This window comes from Sphaerisporangium sp. NPDC004334 (assembly GCF_053602655.1).
This window is the reverse complement of sequence record NZ_JBSGDZ010000015.1, coordinates 131,180-149,637: the sequence shown is the minus strand read 5'-3', so window position 1 is coordinate 149,637 and position 18,458 is coordinate 131,180. Positions and strand designations below refer to the sequence as shown.

Below are 18,458 nucleotides of genomic sequence, written 5' to 3'. Positions count from 1 at the left end.
TTTCGTTCGGGCTGGGCGAGCGGACTTCCTGCCCGCCCGGTGGCGGGGCCGCGGTCACGCCACGGCGGGCTCATCGGGTTCCGGTTCCTGTTCGAGCGCGTCATGTCGCTCCGCGTGCCTGAGCCGCGCGCCCACCACGGTGGCGGCGGCCGCGGTGAGCAGGAACAGCGCGGCCAGGGCGACCATCCCCGAGGTCCGCAGGCCGAGCACGACGGCCAGGAGCACCGGGCCGACGATGCCCACGGCCGCCCCGCCGAGGCTGAACACCGAGAGGTACTCCGTGCGCAGGTCCGGGGGCGCGTGCCGGTAGGACAGCTCCCAGCCGCCGACCGCCTGGAGCATCTCGCCGCAGGTCAGCAAGATGGTGGCGACGACCAGCAGAGTGATCGTCAGCCAGGCGTGGGAGTACGACGCGGCGACCAGGACCAGGCTGGAGGCCGCCAGCGTGACGCCGGCGCCGCGCAGCGCCCGGGTGCCGCCGCGCGAGTCGCCGACCCGCTTGGCGAAGTGGACCTGGAGGGTGATCGCCAGCACCGTGTTCACCGTGATCAGGCCGCTGAGCAGGCCGGGCGGGGCGTCGGTCGACTGCACCAGCCAGAGCGGCAGGCCGATGCCGAACAGCACGGTGTGCAGGAACAGCACGCCGTTCACGGTGGTCAGCGCGAGGTAGCGGCGGTCGCGCAGGACCGGCAGCAGGCCGCTGTGCCAGCGGGCGGGCCGGTCCGCGGGGGCCGCCACCTGTACGTGGAGCAGGCCGAAGAGCCCGGCGGAGGCGACGCAGCACAGGGCGCCGATCAGCAGGATCGACCGGAGCATCCAGACGCCGCCGAGGCTGAGGAACGGCGCGGCGGCCAGGGCGCCCAGGCACATGCCCACGTTCGAGACCGAGCCGATGACCCCGAGCGACTTGGTCTGGTCGCGCTCGCCGGCGACGGCGCCCACCACGAGCTGGACCATGGGGAGCACCGGCCCCTGCGAAATCATGAACAGGGAGGCGAAGAGGGTGAAGGTCCAGACGTTGTCGGCGAAGGCCAGGGCGGCCAGCCAGGCCGCCCGCCACACCTGCACCATGCGCAGCAGTTGCAGCGGCCCGAAGCGCCTGGCCAGCATGCTCACCGGCACCGTGGTGAGGAACCCGGCCAGGCCGGCGACGGTGAGGCCGGTGCCGACCTGCGCGGTGCTCAGCCCCACGCCCCTGACCAGGAAGACGGTGCCGCCGGCCAGGTAGAGGCCGCTGCCAGTGGCGTAGACCACGACGGCGGCCACGATGAGGCGGCCGTCCCTGCTCGGCAGGATGTAGCTGCCGAGCAGGCGCCGCAGCGCGTTCGAGAAACCGCTCACGAGGCGCCCCCGATCGGCTCCATCTCCGCCCGCACCAGCTCCGACGCCCGGTCCAGCGCCCGCCCGCAGTCGTCGGGGGTGTCCCCGGTGACGATCACGGCGGCCAGGCGTGGCACCACGCCGCGCGGCGGCAGCAGCAGTCGCGCGCCCGGCTCCGCGAGCCGGACCACCTCCACCACGCCCGGCACGGCCGCGGCGCCGGCCACCTCGAGGGAGCCGACCACGCCGTCCTGGGGCGGGTAGAGGAAGCGCACCTCCGCGCAGATGTCGCGGGACTGTCCCGCCTCGGGCCGCAGGCCGAGGGCGAGGTCGATCGCCGCGGCGGTCAGGTCGACGCCGGTCGCCAGCTTGCCGAGGTAGGGGATGAAGTCGCCGCCGAGGCGCCCGTTGAGCTCGACCAGACGCGGCCCGGCCGCGGTGAGCCGCACCTCCGCGTGCGTGAGGCCGGTCTGCACGCCCAGCGCCCGGTGCGCCTCGACCAGCAGGTCGATGAGGTCGTCCGCCCACGGCTCGGCCCGCCAGGGCGAGACCAGGTGGCCGACCTCCTCGAAGAAGGGGTCGAAGCCGAGCCGCTTGCGGGCCACGTTCACCGGCCGCGCGTCCCCGTCGTGGACGACGGAGTCGACGCTGATCTCCGGCCCGGACAGGAACTCCTCCAGCAGCAGGCCCTTTAGGGGGTCAAGGCCCGGGTAGGCCGCCTCGATAGCGTGGTGGTACACCTCGGTCAGCTCACCGGCGTCGTGCGCGATCACCACGCCGACGCTGCCCGCGAGCGATCGCGGCTTGACCACCACCGGGTATCCGATGGCGTCCGCTTCCCGCAGCGCCTCCTCCCGGCTCCGTACGTGGGCGAAGCGGACTCCGGGAAGCCCGGCCTCGCGCAGCAGCCGGCGGGTGGCCAGCTTGTCACGGCAGTTGCGCGCCGCGGACGGGGACATGTGCGGCAGGCCGAGCCGCGCCGCGGCGGCGGCGGTCACCTCCAGCAGCACCTCGTCCCAGGTGAACACGCCGGCCGGGCCCGGGGCGCCGGCGACGCACTCGCCCACCGCCCGGGTCAGCGCGTCCGCTCCGGAGTCGGCCACGGTGCGGTGACCGGCGAGGTAACCCGACTGCCAGGTGGGTTCGGCGGCGGCGACCAGCGTCACCTCGCAGCGGGCGGCGGCGTCGGCGAACGCGTACTCCCGGTAGGGCCGGCCGCCGCTGCCGACGAGCACGACACGCTCGGGCGCGTCCGGGGCGACCGGGACGCAGCGGAAGTCGAAGTCTCTGATCGTCCGGCGGATCGCCGCCTCGACCTCGGCGGTGGTGGTGCCCCGGTAGCGGAACCGGGCGCCGGAGTGCTCGTATCCGGCGTGGCCGGCCAGTGTCCGGCCGACCACGGGCACGCGCTCGGCGTAGGGACCCGCGTGCTCGCCGTCCGCCGTCCGGCCGGCCCGCTCCCCGCCGGACGGTCGCGGCCCCGCGGCGACGACCCGGCACGGCCGGGCGACCGGAGTGGGCACCAGCAGCCAGCCGCCGCGTTCCGTCCCGCTCAGGGAGCGGCAGGCGCCGGGCAGGGGCTCGCCCATCTGGAGGGCGAAGGCGGCCGCCATCAGGTCGACACCATGCACCTCTTTCCAGACGAACGGCACCTCCGCGCCGCCGGGGCGCGCGCCGACCTCCAGCACCTGAAGCTCGGGCCGCTCGGGCGTCCCCGACAGGAACAGCTCCAGGTGGAACACCCACGGGTCCGGTGACAGGGCGCGCACCACGCGACCGGTGAACGCACCCACCGCCTCGATCAGCAGCGGATCGTCCAGCTCCACCGAGCCGAGGGCCAGCCCCTCGGTGAACTCCAGGCAGGTGTTGACGTAACGCGACGCCCGCCAGGCGCCGAGGCCCGTTCCGGTGGACACGCCGTCCACGTGCAGGATGTCGTGGGCCAGGTAGGGCTGCACCAGCATCGGCATGTCGCGCGGGAAGGCGTACGCGTCCAGTTCCGCGGGGGAGGCGAGGCGGGTCACTCCGGCACTCGCGGTGCCGCGCACCGGCTTGACCAGCAGAGGCCAGCCATGGAGGGCGGCGAAGGCGGCGACCGCCGCCCGGTCCGGTGCGGGCGCGGTGGCCGGCACGGGGACGCCGGCCTCGGCCAGGCGCCGCGCCATGACCAATTTGTCGCGGAAGGGGGCGAGCTCGCCCGGGGTCTCTCCGGGGACGCCGAGTTCCCCGCGCAGTTCGGCCACGATGTCCAGATCGACCTCGTGCAGCGCGATGATCCGTGCCGGCCGGCCGAACTCCTCGACCAGGGATGCGACGGCGGCCCGCACCTCCTTGCCGTCCTCCGTGCTGCGGACGATGCGCACCGCCGCGGCCCCCTCCGGCAGTGACCCGGCGGCACGGCCGGTCGTCACATAACTGACGTGGAGGGCGTCGTGGTCGGCGTAGGAGGCGTAGTCCGCGTAACGGTCGCTCCATCGATGGATGACGATGATCTGGTCGGGCACCGACCCTCCCTGTGGTTGACGGACGACGATCGGTCTGCGGACGTGCGGGACGGCCTTGCGCGGCGGGAGGGGCGCCGCCTACTCGGGATCGGCGGCGGCGACCAGGATGTCCCGCAGGAGGAGCAGCAGTCCGGTGACCTCGTCGAAACCGGTGCCGGCCGAGTTCTCGCGCAGGGTGCAGGTGAGCGCCTCCCCGTCCTGCACCTGGAGGTAGAGGGGAGCCCCGATGTTGCGGCCGGCGGTGCCGGTGCGGATCTCCTCGTCGACGGAGGTGTGCTCCTGCTGGTACCGGCCGAGGTAGTTGAAGAAGTAGCGGAAGAAGCCGCTGACCGACCCCTCGAAGGTGCCGTTCACCGAGCCGGTGTAGCCGTGGGCGCGTCCGGCCTCCAGCACGTCGTCCACGTTGTACACGCTGTGCCGGTAGGAGCGCAGGGAGTCCCAGTGGACCCGGCGCACCAGCTCGTCGAAGTCCTCCCCGGCCTTTGGTTCGACCAGCAGGGGGACGATCTGGTTCTGGGCGGCGACGAGCGTCTCCCAGCGGGGGTCGCTGCGGTTGTGGGCGTAGACCGCCACCAGCAGCCGGTCGCGGCCGGTGCGGCGGTGGACGGCCAGGCAGAAGGCGGCGAGCACCACCGAGGGCAGCGAGACCGTCAGCCGGTCGGCGATGCGGCCGGCGGCGTCGGCCGCCTCCTTGGAGCCGAGCCGCGCCCAGCGGGTGGACAGCGCCGCCCTGCCCTCGGGCCCGTCGGTCCCGGGCTCCCGCTCCATCGCCGGGGCCGCCTCGAAGACGCCCGTCCAGAACTTGCGCGCCGCTCTGCGGCGGCGCTCCCGTTCCGGCGACCACTGGTCGGCGGCGAGCTCCCGGCCGCTGGGCGCCGGCTCGGGGATGCTCAGCCCGTCCAGCAGCGCGAGGAACTCCTGGTGGAGCTGGTTGATGGCCCACGCGTCCACGGCGATGTGGTGGAAGCAGATGACCAGACGGACGGGAACCTTCTCCACGGTCACCGCGCGGGCGCGCCAGGAACGGTCCACCGCGAGGTCGAAAGGATCGGCCCCGGCCCGTTCGGCCGCCTCCTCCGCCACGCGGACGGGGTCGTCGTCTCCGTCGATCGTGTCCAGGTGGATCGGCGCGGGCGGCCAGACGGCCTGGACCAGGTCGCCCTCGCCTGCGGGTTCGTAGCGGGTGCGGAGCGACTCATGGCGTCGCTCCAGCGCCTCCAGCGCCTGCTCGACCGAAGCCAGGCTCGCGCCGTCCGGAAGCGTCCAGATCTGCGGCAGATTACAGGCCTCCGGGGGAAGCCTTTGGATCGATCGCCATAAGGAAAGCTGGCCGAATGTCAACGGCGCGCGAATGACCGACAGATGCTCCACGACCTGAAACCTCACCGAAACAAATGGGTTTTGAGGAGCACACAGGCAGCGGCCCGGCCGCCCGAATGCCTCGCGGAGGGCGTCGTCTTCGTCGCCCAGGAAGAAAGTGAAAAGAATTGTCGCCGGGGGCGAACGGGCTCACCGTCTTGCTTCCGCGAAGACGCTAACGCAGCGCCCCCGCTGGAGAACAGAATGTTCTCAACAGCTGAGACGGACAGATTACCTGCTTTGATCTCAGATTATGACAATCCATGCTTTTGGTAGGCGCTCGCCGCTACCAATGGGTATGAGCCGACGCTATGGATGCCGCTCGACCCGGTATTCCGGCTGCCCGGTATCGGGGCCTTCGCTCACCCCCAAACCGGGAATCTGTTCTCACAATAGTGCGGCATCACGTGAAACACCGGCCGGATGTGAGACCGTTACCGACGGCCGGACGGCCGGTCGTCCGGCGGCGGGCCGATCACCGCGCCGCGCCCACTCGTTGGCGGCCGGTGGGGATACCTTGTCCCCGCTGGGGCATGACCGGTCGTATGGCAGGGAACAACGGGTTGCTCACGGCCCTTACGGCCCTGCGACGTCAGCTCGATCGCGATCTGTTCCCCCTCGCGATCGGGGACGTCGCGTCGCATCGTCGTGCCCTCAAGGAGCTGAGAGGCCAGCTCGACGACTACCTGCTGCCGCGCGTCGCCGCCATGGACGCCCCGCTGCTGGCCGTGGTGGGCGGCTCCACCGGGGCGGGCAAGTCGACCCTGGTCAACTCCCTCGCCGCCGCCGACGTCACCGAGCCGGGCGTGCTGCGCCCGACCACGCTCGCGCCCACCCTCGTCGCCAGTCCCGCCGACGAGGCGTGGTTCACCACGCAGAGCGTGCTGCCCGGCCTGGCCAGGACGACCGGGCGGGGACGCGGCGAGCCGGGCACGCTGCGCATCGTCACCGCCGGCAGCCTGCCGGCCGGACTGGCGCTGCTCGACGCCCCCGACATCGACTCGGTGGTCACCGCCAACCGCGAGATCGCCGCCCAGCTCCTGGCCGCCGCCGACCTGTGGCTGTTCGTCACCACCGCCGCCCGGTACGCCGACGAGGTCCCGTGGGGCTTCCTGCGCAGCGCGCGCGAACGCAGCACGGCCCTCGCGGTGGTCCTGGACCGCGTCCCCCAGGAGGCGCTGGACCCGGTGACCGCCCACCTCACCCGCCTGCTGGACGCCAACGGCCTGGGCGGGACGCCGCTGTTCACCGTCCCGGAGGTGGCGCTGCCCGAGGAGAACGCCCGCCTGCCCGAACAGGCCGTCCGCGAGGTGCGCGGCTGGCTGGCCGCGATCGCGGCCGACGCCCAGGCACGGGCCGAGGTCGTGCGCAGGACGCTGTCCGGGGCGCTGGACAGCGTCGCCGCCCGGGTGCCCGCCCTGGCCGACCAGGCCGACCGGCAGCGCGCCGGGCTCGCCGACCTGCGGCTGTCGGTGGAGTCGGCGTACGGGGCGGCGATGGCCACCTTCGACGACGGCATCCGCGACGGCTCGCTGCTGCGCGGCGAGGTGCTGACCCGCTGGCAGGACTTCATCGGCACCGGTGACCTGATGCGCTCGCTGGAGTCGCGCATCGGCTGGCTGCGCGAGCGCATCGTGGCCGCGTTCATGGGCACCCCGCCGCCCGACACCCGGCTGCGGGTCGCCCTGGAGACCGGGGTCGAGTCGCTGATCAGGTCCGCCGCCGACGCCGCCGCCGAACGCACGCTGGAGGCCTGGTCGGGCATGCCCTCGGGCCGTGACGTCATCGAGCGCGCCGGCGCGGTCACGGCCGGGCGGCTCGGCCGCGCGTCCTCGACGCTGCCCGACCGCGCCGCCTCGGCCGTGCGGGCCTGGCAGGCCTACGTGCTCGACCTGGTCGCCAAGGAGGGGGCCGAGAAGCGCACCACCGCGCGGCTCGCCTCGTTCAGCCTGAACGGCCTCGGGCTGCTGCTCATGCTCATGGTCTTCGCCTCGACCGGCGGGCTGACCGGCATCGAGGTCGGCATCGCGGGAGGCACGAGCGTGCTCAGCCAGAAGCTGCTGGAGGCGGTGTTCGGCGACCAGGCCGTGCGCGCCCTCACCCAGGCCGCGCGCGACGACCTTCGCGAACGGGTGAGCGTGCTGCTGGAGGAGGACGCCGCGCGGTTCACCTCGCTGCTGGAGGGCGTCGAGCTGCCCGAGCAGGTCTCGGCCGATCTGCGCCGCGCCGCCCAGGCCGTCCGCGACCACCGCGACGAGGTCACCACCCGCCCCACCGGCTCCCCGGAGGACGCGGCCCTCACCGGCACGCCCGGGAATCCCGAGGAGGCCATGCCCGCTCCAGGGACGCCCCAGGACTCCACCCGCTCCGACGGCTCGGCGCAGGACGCGGCCGGTTCCGAGGGCCCGCCCGGCGACGCGCCGCCTGTCCGGGATGAGCCGCCCGGCGGTTCCGTCCGGCCGCGCTCGGTGGACCGGTCGTGAAGGTCCTGAGGCGGACCAAGAGCGTGCCGCTGGACGAGCGGCTCGCCGCGCTCGCCGAGGCGGCCGAGCTGGCCGAGGGACGGCTGCAGGCGGCGGCGGTCGCGCGCGCCGCCGGCGTGGTCGCCCGGGCCGGGACGCGCCGGAGCCTGTCGGTCGAGCACACGGTCGTCGCCCTCGCCGGAGCCACGGGAAGCGGCAAGTCCTCGCTCTTCAACGCCCTTTCCGGCACCTCGCTCGCCACGGTCGGGGTGACCCGGCCGACCACCTCCACCGCGCAGGCCGCGATGTGGGACCCCGAGGGCGCCGGACCGCTCCTCGACTGGCTGGAGGTCCCGCGCCGCCACACGGTCGGCGAGGACGGCGGGATGGACGGCACGCTGTCCGGGCTCGTCCTGCTCGACCTGCCCGACCACGACTCGATCGAGGCGGCCCACCGGCTGGAGGTCGACCGGCTGGTCTCGGTGGTCGACCTGCTCGTGTGGGTGCTCGACCCGCAGAAGTACGCCGACGCGGCCGTCCACGAGCGCTACCTGCGGCCGCTGCGGCGGCACCGCGACGTCATGCTGATCGTGCTGAACCAGGTGGACCGGCTGTCCCCGCCCGCGGCCGACCGCTGCGTGCGCGACCTGCGGCGACTGCTGGAGGAGGACGGACTGTCCGGGGTCCCGGTGGTCGCGACCTCGGTCCGGGAGGGCCGGGGCGTCGCCGAGCTGCGGTCGGCGCTGGCCAGGCGGGTGGCCGACCGGCACGCCTGGGCCGCGCGCCTGGAGGCCGACGTGCGGCAGGCCGCCGACGTCCTCGCCGCCGCCTCCTCCGGCGTCCTGACCGCCGAGACCCAGGATGGGGCCGCCTCGCCGGCCGCCCTCACCGCCACCGTGCCGCCTGGCGGCGCCGCGCCGGTAAGCCGTGCCCGCGCGAATGGGACCCCAGGAAACGGGGTGACGAGAATCGAGACGTCGGCCGGGGCGCCCGCGCTCGGGGCGCCGGCCGCGCCGCCGGGGGAGCCGGAGACGTGGGCCGAGGCGTCGCGGGCGCTGGAACGGCGAGCCGAGGCCGCGGAGAAGGCGCTGCCGGACGAGCTGTCCCGGCCGCTGACCGCCGCGCTCGCGGAGGCCGCCGGCGTTCCCACCGTCGTGGAGGCCGTCCGCAAGGCCCACCGGCACCGGTCGGTCGCGGCCACCGGCTGGCCGGTCACCCGCTGGCTGCGCCGGCTGCGGCCCGACCCCCTGCGCCGCCTGCACCTGGGCGGGGCCTCGGCCGCCGCCGGCGGGCGCACGTCCATCCCGGCGGCCTCGGGCGTGCAGCGGTCCCGCATGGAGACCGCGATCAGGGACGTGGGCTCGGCCGCCTCCGCGGACCTGCCCGAGCCGTGGGCGGTGGTCGTCCGGGGAGCGGCCCGGTCACGGGCGGACGACCTGGCCGAGACCCTGGACCGCGCGGTGGCGACCACCTCGATGGGCGCCGGACGGCGGCCCCGGTGGTGGCGGGCCGTGGGCGTGCTGCAGTGGCTGGTGTTCACCGCCATGCTCGCCGGGGCCCTGTGGCTGTTCGCGCTGTTCGTCATGGACTACCTGCGGTTCCCCGAGGTCCCCACCCCGACGCTGGACGCCGTCCCCTGGCCCACCGTCCTGCTCGTCGGCGGCGTGCTCGCCGGGTTGCTGATCGCCCTGCTGTCGCGCGCGGCGGCGGCCGTGGGCGGCGCCCGCCGGGCGCGCAAGGCCAGGCGGGCGCTGTGGGGCGGCGTCGACCAGGTCGGCCGCGAGCTGGTGCTCGACCCGGTACGGGACGAACTCCACCGCGCCCGCCGCTTCGCCGAACTCCTCACCACCGCCCGCGGCTAGTTGTACTGACCACGGAGGTGCTCACCCCCAGAGGGACCGCCCAGGGGCCGACCCGGTGCGAAGTCAGGATCCAGGAGTGCTGTTCGGGGTGGGGCGGACGGTCTGGTCGGCGGTGGCGGGAGCGGTGAGGGGGTCGGGGAAGGGCGCGCCGGCGGTGATGCCGCGGGGGCCGGACTCCTCGGCGTCGGCGATGGCCTCCTCGGCGGCCTTCTGCGCCTGCGCGGCCTCGGCCTGGGCGGCGGTCTTGCCCTCGGTCACCTCGCGGGTCGCCGCGGACCTCGGCAGCGACTCGGTGAACGCCTTCGACACGCCCTGCAGCGCCGAGGTGACCTCGCTCGGGATCACCCAGAAGGTGTTGCCCTGGCCCTGCGCGAGCTGCGGGAGCACCTGGAGGTACTGGTAGGCGAGCAACTGCGGGTCGGGGTCGTTGCGGTGGACGGCCTGGAACACCTCGTCGATGGCCTGTGACTGGCCCTCGGCCTTGAGGATCGCCGCGGTGCGGTCGCCCTCGGCGCGCAGGATCGCGCTCTGCTTCTCGCCCTCGGCGGTGAGGATCTGCGACTGGCGAAGGCCCTCGGCGGTCAGGATGGCGGCGCGCTTGTCCCGCTCGGCGCGCATCTGCTTCTCCATCGCCTCCTTGATCGTCTTGGGTGGGTCGATGGCCTTGATCTCCACCCGGTTCACCCGGATGCCCCACTTGCCGGTGGCCTCGTCCAGCACCCCGCGCAGTTGGCTGTTGATGGTGTCGCGCGAGGTGAGGGTCTTCTCCAGGTCCATGCCGCCGACGACGTTGCGCAGCGTGGTGACGGTGAGCTGCTCGACGCCCTGGATGAAGTTGGCGATCTCGTACGCTGCGGCGCGCGGGTCGGTGACCTGGAAGTACAGCACCGTGTCGATGTCGACCACGAGGTTGTCCTCGGTGATGACCGGCTGCGGCTTGAAGGAGACCACCTGCTCGCGCAGGTCGATGAGCGGCCGGACCCGGTCGATGTAGGGGATCACGAAGTTCAGGCCGGGCCCGAGGGTGCGCGAGTAGCGGCCGAGGCGTTCGACGTTCCCCGCCCTGGCCTGCGGGACGATGCGGACCGACCGCAGGACGGTGAACACCGCGAGAAGGACGATCAGAATTCCGGCGATCAATGCGGCGTCCATGCTCACTCCCGGGGATACACGAGCGCGGTAGCGCCCTCGATTTCGATCACGTCCACCGTCGCGCCCGCCGGGATCACCAGCGTCTCGTCATAGGCGCGGGCCGACCATTCCTCCCCGCCGATGCGCACCCGCCCGTTCATCCCGGTGACCTCACGGGTGACGTAGGCGGCCTTGCCCACCAGGGCGGACACGCCGAAGCGCTGGACCGGCGGCTGCTTTATGTGGCGCTGGGCGATGGGACGCAGGACGACCAGGCCCGATATGGAGCCGAGAATGAACACGGCGAGCTGGATGCCGGTCGGCAGGCCGATCGCGGCGACGGCGGCGGTCAGCAGGGCCGCGGCGCCCAGCAGGCCGAGCGCGGCGGTGAGGGTGAACAGCTCGGCCGCCCCCAGCGCCGCCGCGAGTATCAACCAGAAGATCCATGACTCCATAGCCCCGGCCCTCCTATGAATGAGAACGCGTTCCGGGCTCCGGTGGTTCCTGAAACCCACGGTAGCTCCGTTTTTCCGGGCGCGGCATGACAAATGAGTCACAGCGCTCGGATCGCGGCAGGGCTCGCGATGACCTCCTCCGGGGCCGTGCTTCCCATCAGGCGGGGCCGGGCGGAATCGTGCCCGTCACCTCATGCGGGGCCGGGCGGAATCGTGCCCGTCACCTCATGCGGGGCCGGGCGGAACCATGCCCGTCACTTCACGCGGGGCCAGGCTGAATCATGCCGTCATCTCACGCGGGGCCGGGCAGGATCGTGCCCGTCACCTCCCCGAGGGCGATGCGCGTCCCGCCCGCGCCGGGAGCGGTCGCGGTGATCGTCACGGTGTCGCCGTCCTCCAGGAAGGACCGCGACTGCCCGTCGGACAACTTGACCGGCTCGGCGCCGTTCCAGGTGATCTCCAGCAGGGACCCGCGCCGCGCCGGCTCGTCCCCCGAGACGGTGCCGCTCGCGTACAGGTCGCCGGTGCGCAGGGACGCGCCGTTCACGGTCAGGTGGGCGAGCATCTGGTCGGGCGTCCAGTACATCTCGCGGTACGGCGGGCTCGACACCGGTTCCCCGTTCAGCGTGATCTCCATGCTGATGTCCAGGCCCCACGGCTCGCTCCGCCGCAGGTACGGGAGCGGCTCGGGGTCCTGCGCGCGGCCGGGGACGCGGGCGGCCTCCAGCGCTTCCAGCGGGGTCACCCAGGCCGAGACCGACGTGGCGAACGACTTGCCGAGGAACGGCCCGAGCGGGACGTACTCCCACGCCTGGATGTCGCGGGCGCTCCAGTCGTTGAGCAGCGTCACGCCGAACACGTGGTCGGCGAAGTCGCCCGCGCTCTCACCCAGCCGCGTCGGCGTCCCGACGACGAATCCCAGCTCGGCCTCGATGTCGAGCTTGGCGGTGGGCGCGAAGACGGGCTCGCCGTCCGGCGTGGCGACGCGCTGGCCGCGCGGGCGGGTGACCGGCGTGCCCGACACCACGACGGTGCCGGACCGGCCGTGGTAGCCGACCGGCAGGTGCCGCCAGTTGGGCATGAGCGCCTGGCCGCCGGGCCGGAAGATGCGGCCGACGTTGGTCGCGTGCTCCAGCGAGCAGTAGAAGTCGACGTAGTCGCCGATCTCCACCGGCAGATGGAGCCGCACCTGCCGCAGCGGGATCAGGTGCGGTTCGAGCGCCGCCCGGTTGGCCGGGGCCTCCTTGGCGTCCGCCGACAGCAGCCGCTGCAGCAGCCGCCGGGTGTCCTGCCACGCCGTGCGTCCCCTGGCCATGAAGGCGTTCAGGCTCCCGGTGGCGAACACCTCGTCGTGCAGCACGGGCGCGAGGTCGAGGACGTGGTCGCCGATGCGCACGCCGGCCCTGGCCGGCTCGCCGGGACGGGAGAACACCCCGTAGGGCAGGTTGGCGACGGTGTAGGGCGTCGCGTCGGCGCCGGGCACCCAGGTGGCGGTCACGTTGTCCTCTCTGGCGGTCACGGCCGGGCCGCGGTCGACGGCGAGCCCGAGCGCGCGCAGGTCTTCGGCCGGTGTGGCGGTGTTGCACGACCCGTAGGAGACCAGCAGCTCCCTGGCGCGCCGCGCCACCTCCACGGGTGTGGCGCGGACGAGCGCGACCAGCTCGGCCTTGTCCATGATCTCCAGGACGGGCACCGGGTCGCGTCCCTGGACGGCCGCGCACACGGCGAGCACGAGGTTCAGGAACCCGTGCCGGTAGACCCCGAGGCTCGGGTCGGGGTGCCGGACGGCGTGGTGCAGCCCGGCGGTGGCCTTGAACGGGGTGCCCTGCTCGACGCAGGCGCGGACGAAGGCGCCCAGCTCGTGCGTGGAAGGGTGGTTCTCGGGCGCGGCGCCCCCGCAGCGGACCTTCAGGCCGACCCCGGGGGGCGCCTGGTGCAGGTCGGTGGGGGGCACCTCGACGAACAGCCGCACCGCCGGGCCCGCTTCCGCCCGCCCCGCTCCCGCCTGCCCGGGTCCGGCCGGGTCCGCTTCTGTCGCCGCGTCGCGCGGCCCGCCCGGGGCCCGCGTGAGCAGGCGCCGCGCCACGGCGGCGAGGGCGGAGCCCGGGGGCAGCGGCGCCTCGAACCAGTCGACGGTGAGGGCGGGGTCCGCGGTCGCCAGGTCGGCCAGATCCGGCGGCTCGGGCGTGTCCACGATGACGCCGAGCCGTATGGGACGGGTCAGTTCGGCGCGCAGTTCGTCCAGCCGGCTCGCCGGGCACAGCAGGCGGTGGGTGAGCATCGGGTCGCCCGCGTCCTGGTCGGCGTAGTGCCGGGCCAGTGCCCGCGACATGGGCAGCGACGTGGGCGGGAACAGGCCGGCGTCGTCGACCAGGACGCCGAAGAGCGCCGCCGCCGTGTCCGTCATCGGGCCCACGTCCAGGCGTAACCGGGGTCCTCGCACGCGAGCGCGGCGTCGCCGAGGTCCAGAGGCCGGAAGGTGTCGACCATGACGGCCAGCTCGCTGGTCATGGTGTGGCCCTGCCGCACCGCCTCGACGACCGCCTCCACGGCGCCCGGCTGCGGGCCGTGGGTGAAGCCGGCCGGGTGCAGCGAGATGGAGCCGATGTCGATGCCCGACCCCTTGCGCGCGGTGTAGTCACCGCCGACGTAGAACATGAACTCGTCGGAGTCGACGTTGTGGTGGTTGTAGGGGATCGGCACGGCCTCGGGGTGGAAGTCCAGCGGGCGCGGGCAGAACGAGCACACGACGAAACCGGGGCCCTCGAAGGTCTGGTGCACCGGCGGCGGCGCGTGGGTGCGCTTCACGACCGGCTCGAAGTCGGCGATGTTGAAGGCGTAGGGGTACAGGCAGCCGTCCCAGCCGACCACGTCGAACGGGTGGTGGGCGTAGGTCAGCCGGGTCAGCCCGCCCCGGGTCCTGACCAGGACGGGCGTCTCGGCGTCCTCGATGGTCAGCGGCTCGGACGGCGCGCGCAGGTCGCGCTCGCAGTAGGGAGCGTGCTCCAGGAACTGGCCGTACTGCGACAGGTAGCGCTTGGGGGGCCGGATGTGCCCGGACGCCTCGATGGTCAGCGCCCGCACCGTCGTGCCGTCCAGGGGCACCCACCGGTGGATGGTGCCGGTGGGGATCACGACGTAGTCTCCCTCGCCGGCCTCGATCGCCCCGTAGGTGGACTCGAACCGCACCCGGCCGCCGGCGATGTAGACGCACTCGTCGCCCTTGGAGTCGCGGAACAACTCGCTGGGCCGGTCGGCGGCCGCGTACGACATGCGGACGTCGGCGTTGCCGGCCAGCGGCTGCCGCGAGGTGACCAGGTCGCCGCCGGTGGGCAGGTTCTGGGTGCGGAAGTGGCGCGGTGACAGGGGGAGGTTCGGGGACAGCGCGGTGCGCACCATGTCCGGCACGGCCTCCGCCTTGACGATCGCGGTCGGCAGGTGCCGGTGGTAGAGCAGCGAGGAGTCGGAGGAGAAGCCCTCCTCGCCCATCAGCTCTTCGGCGTACAGGCCGCCGTCGGGCTTGCGGAACTGGATGTGGCGTTTGCGCGGCACCTCGCCGACGGTGCGGTAGTACGGCATCGTCCCCTCCTGGCGTACGCATATCGGACAACGATGTCCTCTATACGTACGACGATCCGCCATCCCCCGAACGATGTCAACCTGCCCACGCCGCCACACCTGGGACATTGCCCTGATCTGGGACGCAGGCGGCGGCAGGGATCGTCAGGCGGGTCGCGCCTTCGGCCAGGGGCCGGGTCAGGCGTCGATCGCCTGGTACACCGTGGTCCAGAAGTCGTGGATGAGCCGTGCGGAATCGGGGACCGACATTCCGACCTGGGTGAGCAGGATTCCGGTGAGCCGGTTCCGCGGGTCGGCGTAGGTCGAGGTGCCGCTTCCGCCGTCCCAGCCGAACTGGCCGATGGGCGCGTAGTCGCCGCGGTAGGTGCGCACCGCCATCCCGAAACCCCAGCCGCCGTGCTGGCCCTGGCCGAACGACAGGTGGACGTTCTCGGTGGCCATGGCGCTTCGGACGGCCTGCTGCTCGGGCGTGAGGCGGTTGGTGGTCATCAGCTCGACGGCGGGCCGGGACAGGATCCGCTCGCCGCCGTGCATCCCGTGATCGAGCAGCATCCGGAAGTACGCGTGGTAGTCGTCGGCGGTGGAGACCAGTCCGCCGCCGCCGCCCTGGAAGGCCGGAGGCTGGCTCCAGCGTCCCCCCTTGGCCTCGTCCCACACGTTGAACTCTCCGCTCTGCGGGTCGGGGGCGTAGAGGGTCGGCATCCGGTCGATCTGGTCGTCGGGTACGTGGAAACCGGTGTCCTTCATGCCCAGGGGGCCGAAGACGCGTTCGCGCAGGAACGTCTCGAACGGCCGGCCCGTGACCCTGGCGACGAGCACGCCGAGCAGATCATTGCTGATGTGGTACTGCCAGCGCTCCCCGGGCTGGTGCATCAGCGGCAGCTCGCCAAGGCGGCGCATCCACTCGTCCGGCTCGGGCATCGGCGTCGGCAGGTCGGGGGTGAGCCCTTTTTCGAAGATCGCGCTCATGATCGGAGTGCCCAGTGACGTCATGTCCATGCCGAGGCCGAACGTGGAGGTCAGCAGGTCACGGACGGTGATCGGCCGCCGCGCCGGCACGGTGTCGTCCAGCGGGCCGTCGAGTTGCTTCAGCACCCGCCGGTCGGCGAGTTCCGGCAGCCACGGATCCACCACGTCGTCCAGCCGCAGCCTGCACTCGTCGAGCAGCACCATCGCCGCCGCGACCGTGACCGGCTTGGACGTCGAGGCCATACGGAAGATCGTGTCCCGGCGCATCGGCGCGCCGCCGTCATGGCGCATCGTCCCGATCGCTTCGACGTGCGTCTCGTCGCCCCGGCCGACCAGAGCGACGAGCCCGGGGATCTTCCCGGAGTCGACATGCCGCTCCAGCACCTCGCGCAGCCTGCGCAGCCCCGTGGTGGAGAAGCCGCCGTTGCCGTTTCCCATCGTGACTCTCCTCATGTGCGGCGTTCGATCCGCCGGTGTTCACCATCGTTCGGCAATCGCTGAACGTTCGCGACACTACATTGCGTTCACATATTCGTCAATGAACGACGAAGGCTTTTCTGCCTGTAAACCAAAGATATGGATGCCTTCATTGCAATGAGTGTGACGCTGAACGCAATGAATGACCGGCATTGGCTTTGCAATGGGTAGCAAGTGAACGCATACTGTGCGGCGGGTGTGCGCGCGGGGCGCCCGCGCACGTCGACAGATGGGAGACCGGAACCGATGCCCGGAGGCAGACTCACCCCCGAGGATCGTCGGCACATCGCCGCGGGCCTGGCCGAGGGGCTCGGATACGCGGAGATCGGCCGGCGGCTGGGACGGCCCGCGTCGACCATCATGCGAGAGGTCACCCGCAACGGCGGACCCGACGACTACGGGGCGGACCGGGCGCACGAGGCCACCCGGCACCGTGCGCGGCGGCACAAGCAGGCAAGGCCTGCGGCCCCGCCGATCTCCGACGGCGGCCATGGGCGTGATCCTGAGGCGGTGCGGGACTTCGCGGAGTCCTTCACCGCTCTCCTCGTCGAACAGGGCCTGCCCCGGATGGAGGCCAGGGTGCTGGCCTGCCTGTACATCACCGACGCCGGCGCTCTCACCGCCGCCGACCTGGTCCAGCGGCTCCGCGTCAGCCCGGCGTCGATCTCGCACGCCATAGCCTTCCTCGAGCAGCAGGGAATGCTCAGGAGGGAGCGGGCTCCCGGCGCGCGACGCGAACGCTATGTCATCGACGACGAGATCTGGCTCCGGTCCCTCACCGCGTCTTTGGAGATGAACGACGCCCTGGCGACCGCGTCGCGACGCGGGGCCGAGATCCTCGGAGCGGCGACCCCCGCGGGCGCCCGTTTCCAGTCCTCCACCGAACTCCTCGCCCTCGTGAGCGAGGCATTCCGCCAGGTCATCGACCAGTGGCGGCAAAGCATGGCCACCCGCGGCACCCGGCCCCCGGAGACGCCGGTGGGCGGGGGCGATTCCGGGATCGCCCCCGCCCTGCGACCGCCGCCCTAATGAGGGTCTTCGACCGGCGTGCACGGCTTGACGGAGGAGCCCGCCTGAGCCAGCCAGGCGCCGAGCCGCCAGGGCACTTGTGCGTCGTGGTTCTCGCGGAACTCCACCACGAGGGTCTCGCCCGGCCTGATGTAGCGCGGAGAGATCCGGATCGTCCGTACAGAGGTCACCCGGACGGCCTTGGACGAACGCGACTCACTCACGATCGAACGCACCTCATCCGATCCCGCGGCGGGCGGCCCGCCGTAGGTCCCGTCCACGCCGGCGAAACGAGGAGCCGCGCAGTGCGTGCCGGCGGCCAGGAACGTCACATCGGCCGTGATGCCGGCCGCGCCCAGCTTGGCCTCCAGCCCCGAGGGGTCGCGCAGCTCGTTGACGGTCACGGCGACCGTGCCGTCCGGGTTCTCGGCCACCGCGTAGGCGGGGTTCCCCGTTCCGCCGACCAGCGGCGTGATGAGGAGCGCCGCCGCGACACCGGCCGCGACCAGCAGCCGGGGACCGGTGACGAGGCGCTGCCGCGGGCGCATCCCGTCGAGCAGCCGCTGCCGCGCTCCGGCGAGTTCCGTGGGGGTGGCCGGCGGAATGGTGCTCCACATGGCCTTGAGCTCATCCATGGTCATTCTCCTTGCTGGTTCAGGGTGCGACGGATCTGCAGACGGGCCCGGTTGAGGCGCGAGGCGACGGTTCCCGGCGGGATGGCGAGCGCGGCGGCGACCTCCTGGTAGGTCAGGTCCGCCCACGCGACGAGCAGCAGCACGTCGCGATCGGCCTGGGCGAGCCCCAGTAACGCCCTGGCCAGCGGCCGGTTCACGGCCAGGGTGTTGACGCCGTCCTCCACCTGAAGGCCTGACGACTCCGCCGGATGCACGCCGCTGCGGAGGTAGGCGCGGTAGAGGCCCATTTCCGTGCGCCGCCGTTTGCCGATCACATTGGAGGCGATCCCGTACAGCCACGGCCGGGCGTCGCAGCGGCTTCGGTCGTAGTCGCCCCGACGTTGGAAGGCGGCCAGAAAGGTGTCGGCCACGACGTCCTCGGCCTCGCCGGGCCCCAGGCGTCTGGCCGCGTACCTGTACAGGAGCGGTGCGTGCCGGTCGAACAGAACGGAGAAGATCTCGGGATCATCGAGCGATCTCTCGATGATGGTCGCATCATGGACCTCGACAGCTTCGCGGGGGATTGTCATGCATACCGGCCTTTCTTGGCGTATGCGGTCACTCGTACTTACCGCGCCGGGCCGAAATGCTTCACGAGGGCCGTCCCGCCGATTCTGAGCCCGCTGGGCGCCCTACCGCCGCCTCAAAGCACGAACCG

At 72.7% G+C, this 18,458-nt stretch carries 13 protein-coding genes; 3 read left to right on the top strand and 10 right to left on the bottom strand.

Annotated features, from left to right (window positions below; translation table 11 throughout):
* Nucleotides 1–54 precede the first annotated feature (54 nt).
* The 3 genes from ACWEN6_RS21135 to ACWEN6_RS21125 form a co-directional block, all read right to left on the bottom strand.
* The gene (locus ACWEN6_RS21135; RefSeq protein WP_452572049.1) at nucleotides 55–1,341 is read right to left on the bottom strand and encodes an MFS transporter; all 1,287 of its coding nucleotides are present in this window, start codon (nucleotides 1,339–1,341) and stop codon (nucleotides 55–57) included.
* Nucleotides 1,338–3,824, bottom strand: coding sequence for an ATP-grasp domain-containing protein (locus tag ACWEN6_RS21130; RefSeq protein WP_452572048.1), 2,487 nt, complete (start codon nucleotides 3,822–3,824; stop codon nucleotides 1,338–1,340). The genes ACWEN6_RS21135 and ACWEN6_RS21130 overlap by 4 nt, the downstream gene beginning before the upstream one ends.
* A gap of 78 nt (nucleotides 3,825–3,902) precedes the next feature.
* Nucleotides 3,903–5,195 carry a condensation domain-containing protein gene (locus ACWEN6_RS21125; protein ID WP_354845535.1) on the bottom strand — a complete coding sequence of 431 codons (1,293 nt, stop codon included), beginning with the start codon at nucleotides 5,193–5,195 and terminating at the stop codon, nucleotides 3,903–3,905.
* Between the two features lie 533 nt (nucleotides 5,196–5,728).
* Between ACWEN6_RS21125 and ACWEN6_RS21120 the strand changes: the two genes are divergently transcribed.
* Both ACWEN6_RS21120 and ACWEN6_RS21115 read left to right on the top strand, forming a co-directional pair.
* Nucleotides 5,729–7,666: an ABC transporter gene (locus tag ACWEN6_RS21120; RefSeq protein WP_452572046.1), complete on the top strand. Its 1,938-nt coding sequence runs from the start codon at nucleotides 5,729–5,731 to the stop codon at nucleotides 7,664–7,666.
* Nucleotides 7,663–9,507, top strand: coding sequence for a GTPase (locus ACWEN6_RS21115; RefSeq protein ID WP_452572044.1), 1,845 nt, complete (start codon nucleotides 7,663–7,665; stop codon nucleotides 9,505–9,507). The genes ACWEN6_RS21120 and ACWEN6_RS21115 overlap by 4 nt, the downstream gene beginning before the upstream one ends.
* 63 nt (nucleotides 9,508–9,570) lie before the next feature.
* Here the strand turns inward: ACWEN6_RS21115 and ACWEN6_RS21110 are convergent, their stop codons facing one another.
* The 5 genes from ACWEN6_RS21110 to ACWEN6_RS21090 all read right to left on the bottom strand — a co-directional run bounded on the left by ACWEN6_RS21110 (nucleotide 9,571) and on the right by ACWEN6_RS21090 (nucleotide 16,079).
* The gene (locus ACWEN6_RS21110; RefSeq protein ID WP_452572042.1) at nucleotides 9,571–10,659 is read right to left on the bottom strand and encodes an SPFH domain-containing protein; all 1,089 of its coding nucleotides are present in this window, start codon (nucleotides 10,657–10,659) and stop codon (nucleotides 9,571–9,573) included.
* Between the two features lie 2 nt (nucleotides 10,660–10,661).
* On the bottom strand, nucleotides 10,662–11,093 hold the full coding sequence (locus tag ACWEN6_RS21105; protein WP_354845546.1) for an NfeD family protein: 432 nt from the start codon (nucleotides 11,091–11,093) through the stop codon (nucleotides 10,662–10,664).
* A 292-nt stretch (nucleotides 11,094–11,385) separates the two neighbouring features.
* Nucleotides 11,386–12,591, bottom strand: a complete 1,206-nt coding sequence (gene fahA, locus ACWEN6_RS21100) for a fumarylacetoacetase (RefSeq protein WP_452572187.1) — start codon at nucleotides 12,589–12,591, stop codon at nucleotides 11,386–11,388.
* A gap of 905 nt (nucleotides 12,592–13,496) precedes the next feature.
* The gene (locus ACWEN6_RS21095; protein WP_452572040.1) at nucleotides 13,497–14,672 is read right to left on the bottom strand and encodes a homogentisate 1,2-dioxygenase domain-containing protein; all 1,176 of its coding nucleotides are present in this window, start codon (nucleotides 14,670–14,672) and stop codon (nucleotides 13,497–13,499) included.
* A gap of 177 nt (nucleotides 14,673–14,849) precedes the next feature.
* A complete protein-coding gene (locus tag ACWEN6_RS21090) occupies nucleotides 14,850–16,079 on the bottom strand; it encodes a serine hydrolase domain-containing protein (RefSeq protein ID WP_452572038.1) in 1,230 nt (409 codons plus the stop codon).
* Between the two features lie 285 nt (nucleotides 16,080–16,364).
* Between ACWEN6_RS21090 and ACWEN6_RS21085 the strand changes: the two genes are divergently transcribed.
* Nucleotides 16,365–17,147 (top strand): helix-turn-helix domain-containing protein, encoded by a 783-nt coding sequence (locus ACWEN6_RS21085; protein WP_452572036.1) that lies wholly within the window; start codon nucleotides 16,365–16,367, stop codon nucleotides 17,145–17,147.
* Here the strand turns inward: ACWEN6_RS21085 and ACWEN6_RS21080 are convergent.
* Both ACWEN6_RS21080 and ACWEN6_RS21075 read right to left on the bottom strand, forming a co-directional pair.
* Nucleotides 17,144–17,761 (bottom strand): hypothetical protein, encoded by a 618-nt coding sequence (locus tag ACWEN6_RS21080; RefSeq protein WP_452572034.1) that lies wholly within the window; start codon nucleotides 17,759–17,761, stop codon nucleotides 17,144–17,146. The two genes, ACWEN6_RS21085 and ACWEN6_RS21080, sit on opposite strands and share 4 nt — an antisense overlap.
* Before the next feature lie 2 nt (nucleotides 17,762–17,763).
* Nucleotides 17,764–18,330 (bottom strand): RNA polymerase sigma factor, encoded by a 567-nt coding sequence (locus ACWEN6_RS21075; protein WP_452572032.1) that lies wholly within the window; start codon nucleotides 18,328–18,330, stop codon nucleotides 17,764–17,766.
* Nucleotides 18,331–18,458: the final 128 nt, after the last annotated feature.

Bases quoted from the DNA above. Each gene is read 5' to 3' on its own strand.
- ACWEN6_RS21120 (WP_452572046.1), top strand. From the start codon at position 5,729: ATGGCAGGGAACAACGGGTTGCTCACGGCCCTTACGGCCCTGCGACGT.
- ACWEN6_RS21080 (WP_452572034.1), bottom strand. From the start codon at position 17,761: ATGGATGAGCTCAAGGCCATGTGGAGCACCATTCCGCCGGCCACCCCC.
- ACWEN6_RS21110 (WP_452572042.1), bottom strand. From the start codon at position 10,659: ATGGACGCCGCATTGATCGCCGGAATTCTGATCGTCCTTCTCGCGGTG.
- ACWEN6_RS21095 (WP_452572040.1), bottom strand. From the start codon at position 14,672: ATGCCGTACTACCGCACCGTCGGCGAGGTGCCGCGCAAACGCCACATC.
- ACWEN6_RS21085 (WP_452572036.1), top strand. From the start codon at position 16,365: ATGCCCGGAGGCAGACTCACCCCCGAGGATCGTCGGCACATCGCCGCG.
- ACWEN6_RS21105 (WP_354845546.1), bottom strand. From the start codon at position 11,093: ATGGAGTCATGGATCTTCTGGTTGATACTCGCGGCGGCGCTGGGGGCG.
- ACWEN6_RS21090 (WP_452572038.1), bottom strand. From the start codon at position 16,079: ATGGGAAACGGCAACGGCGGCTTCTCCACCACGGGGCTGCGCAGGCTG.
- ACWEN6_RS21075 (WP_452572032.1), bottom strand. From the start codon at position 18,330: ATGACAATCCCCCGCGAAGCTGTCGAGGTCCATGATGCGACCATCATC.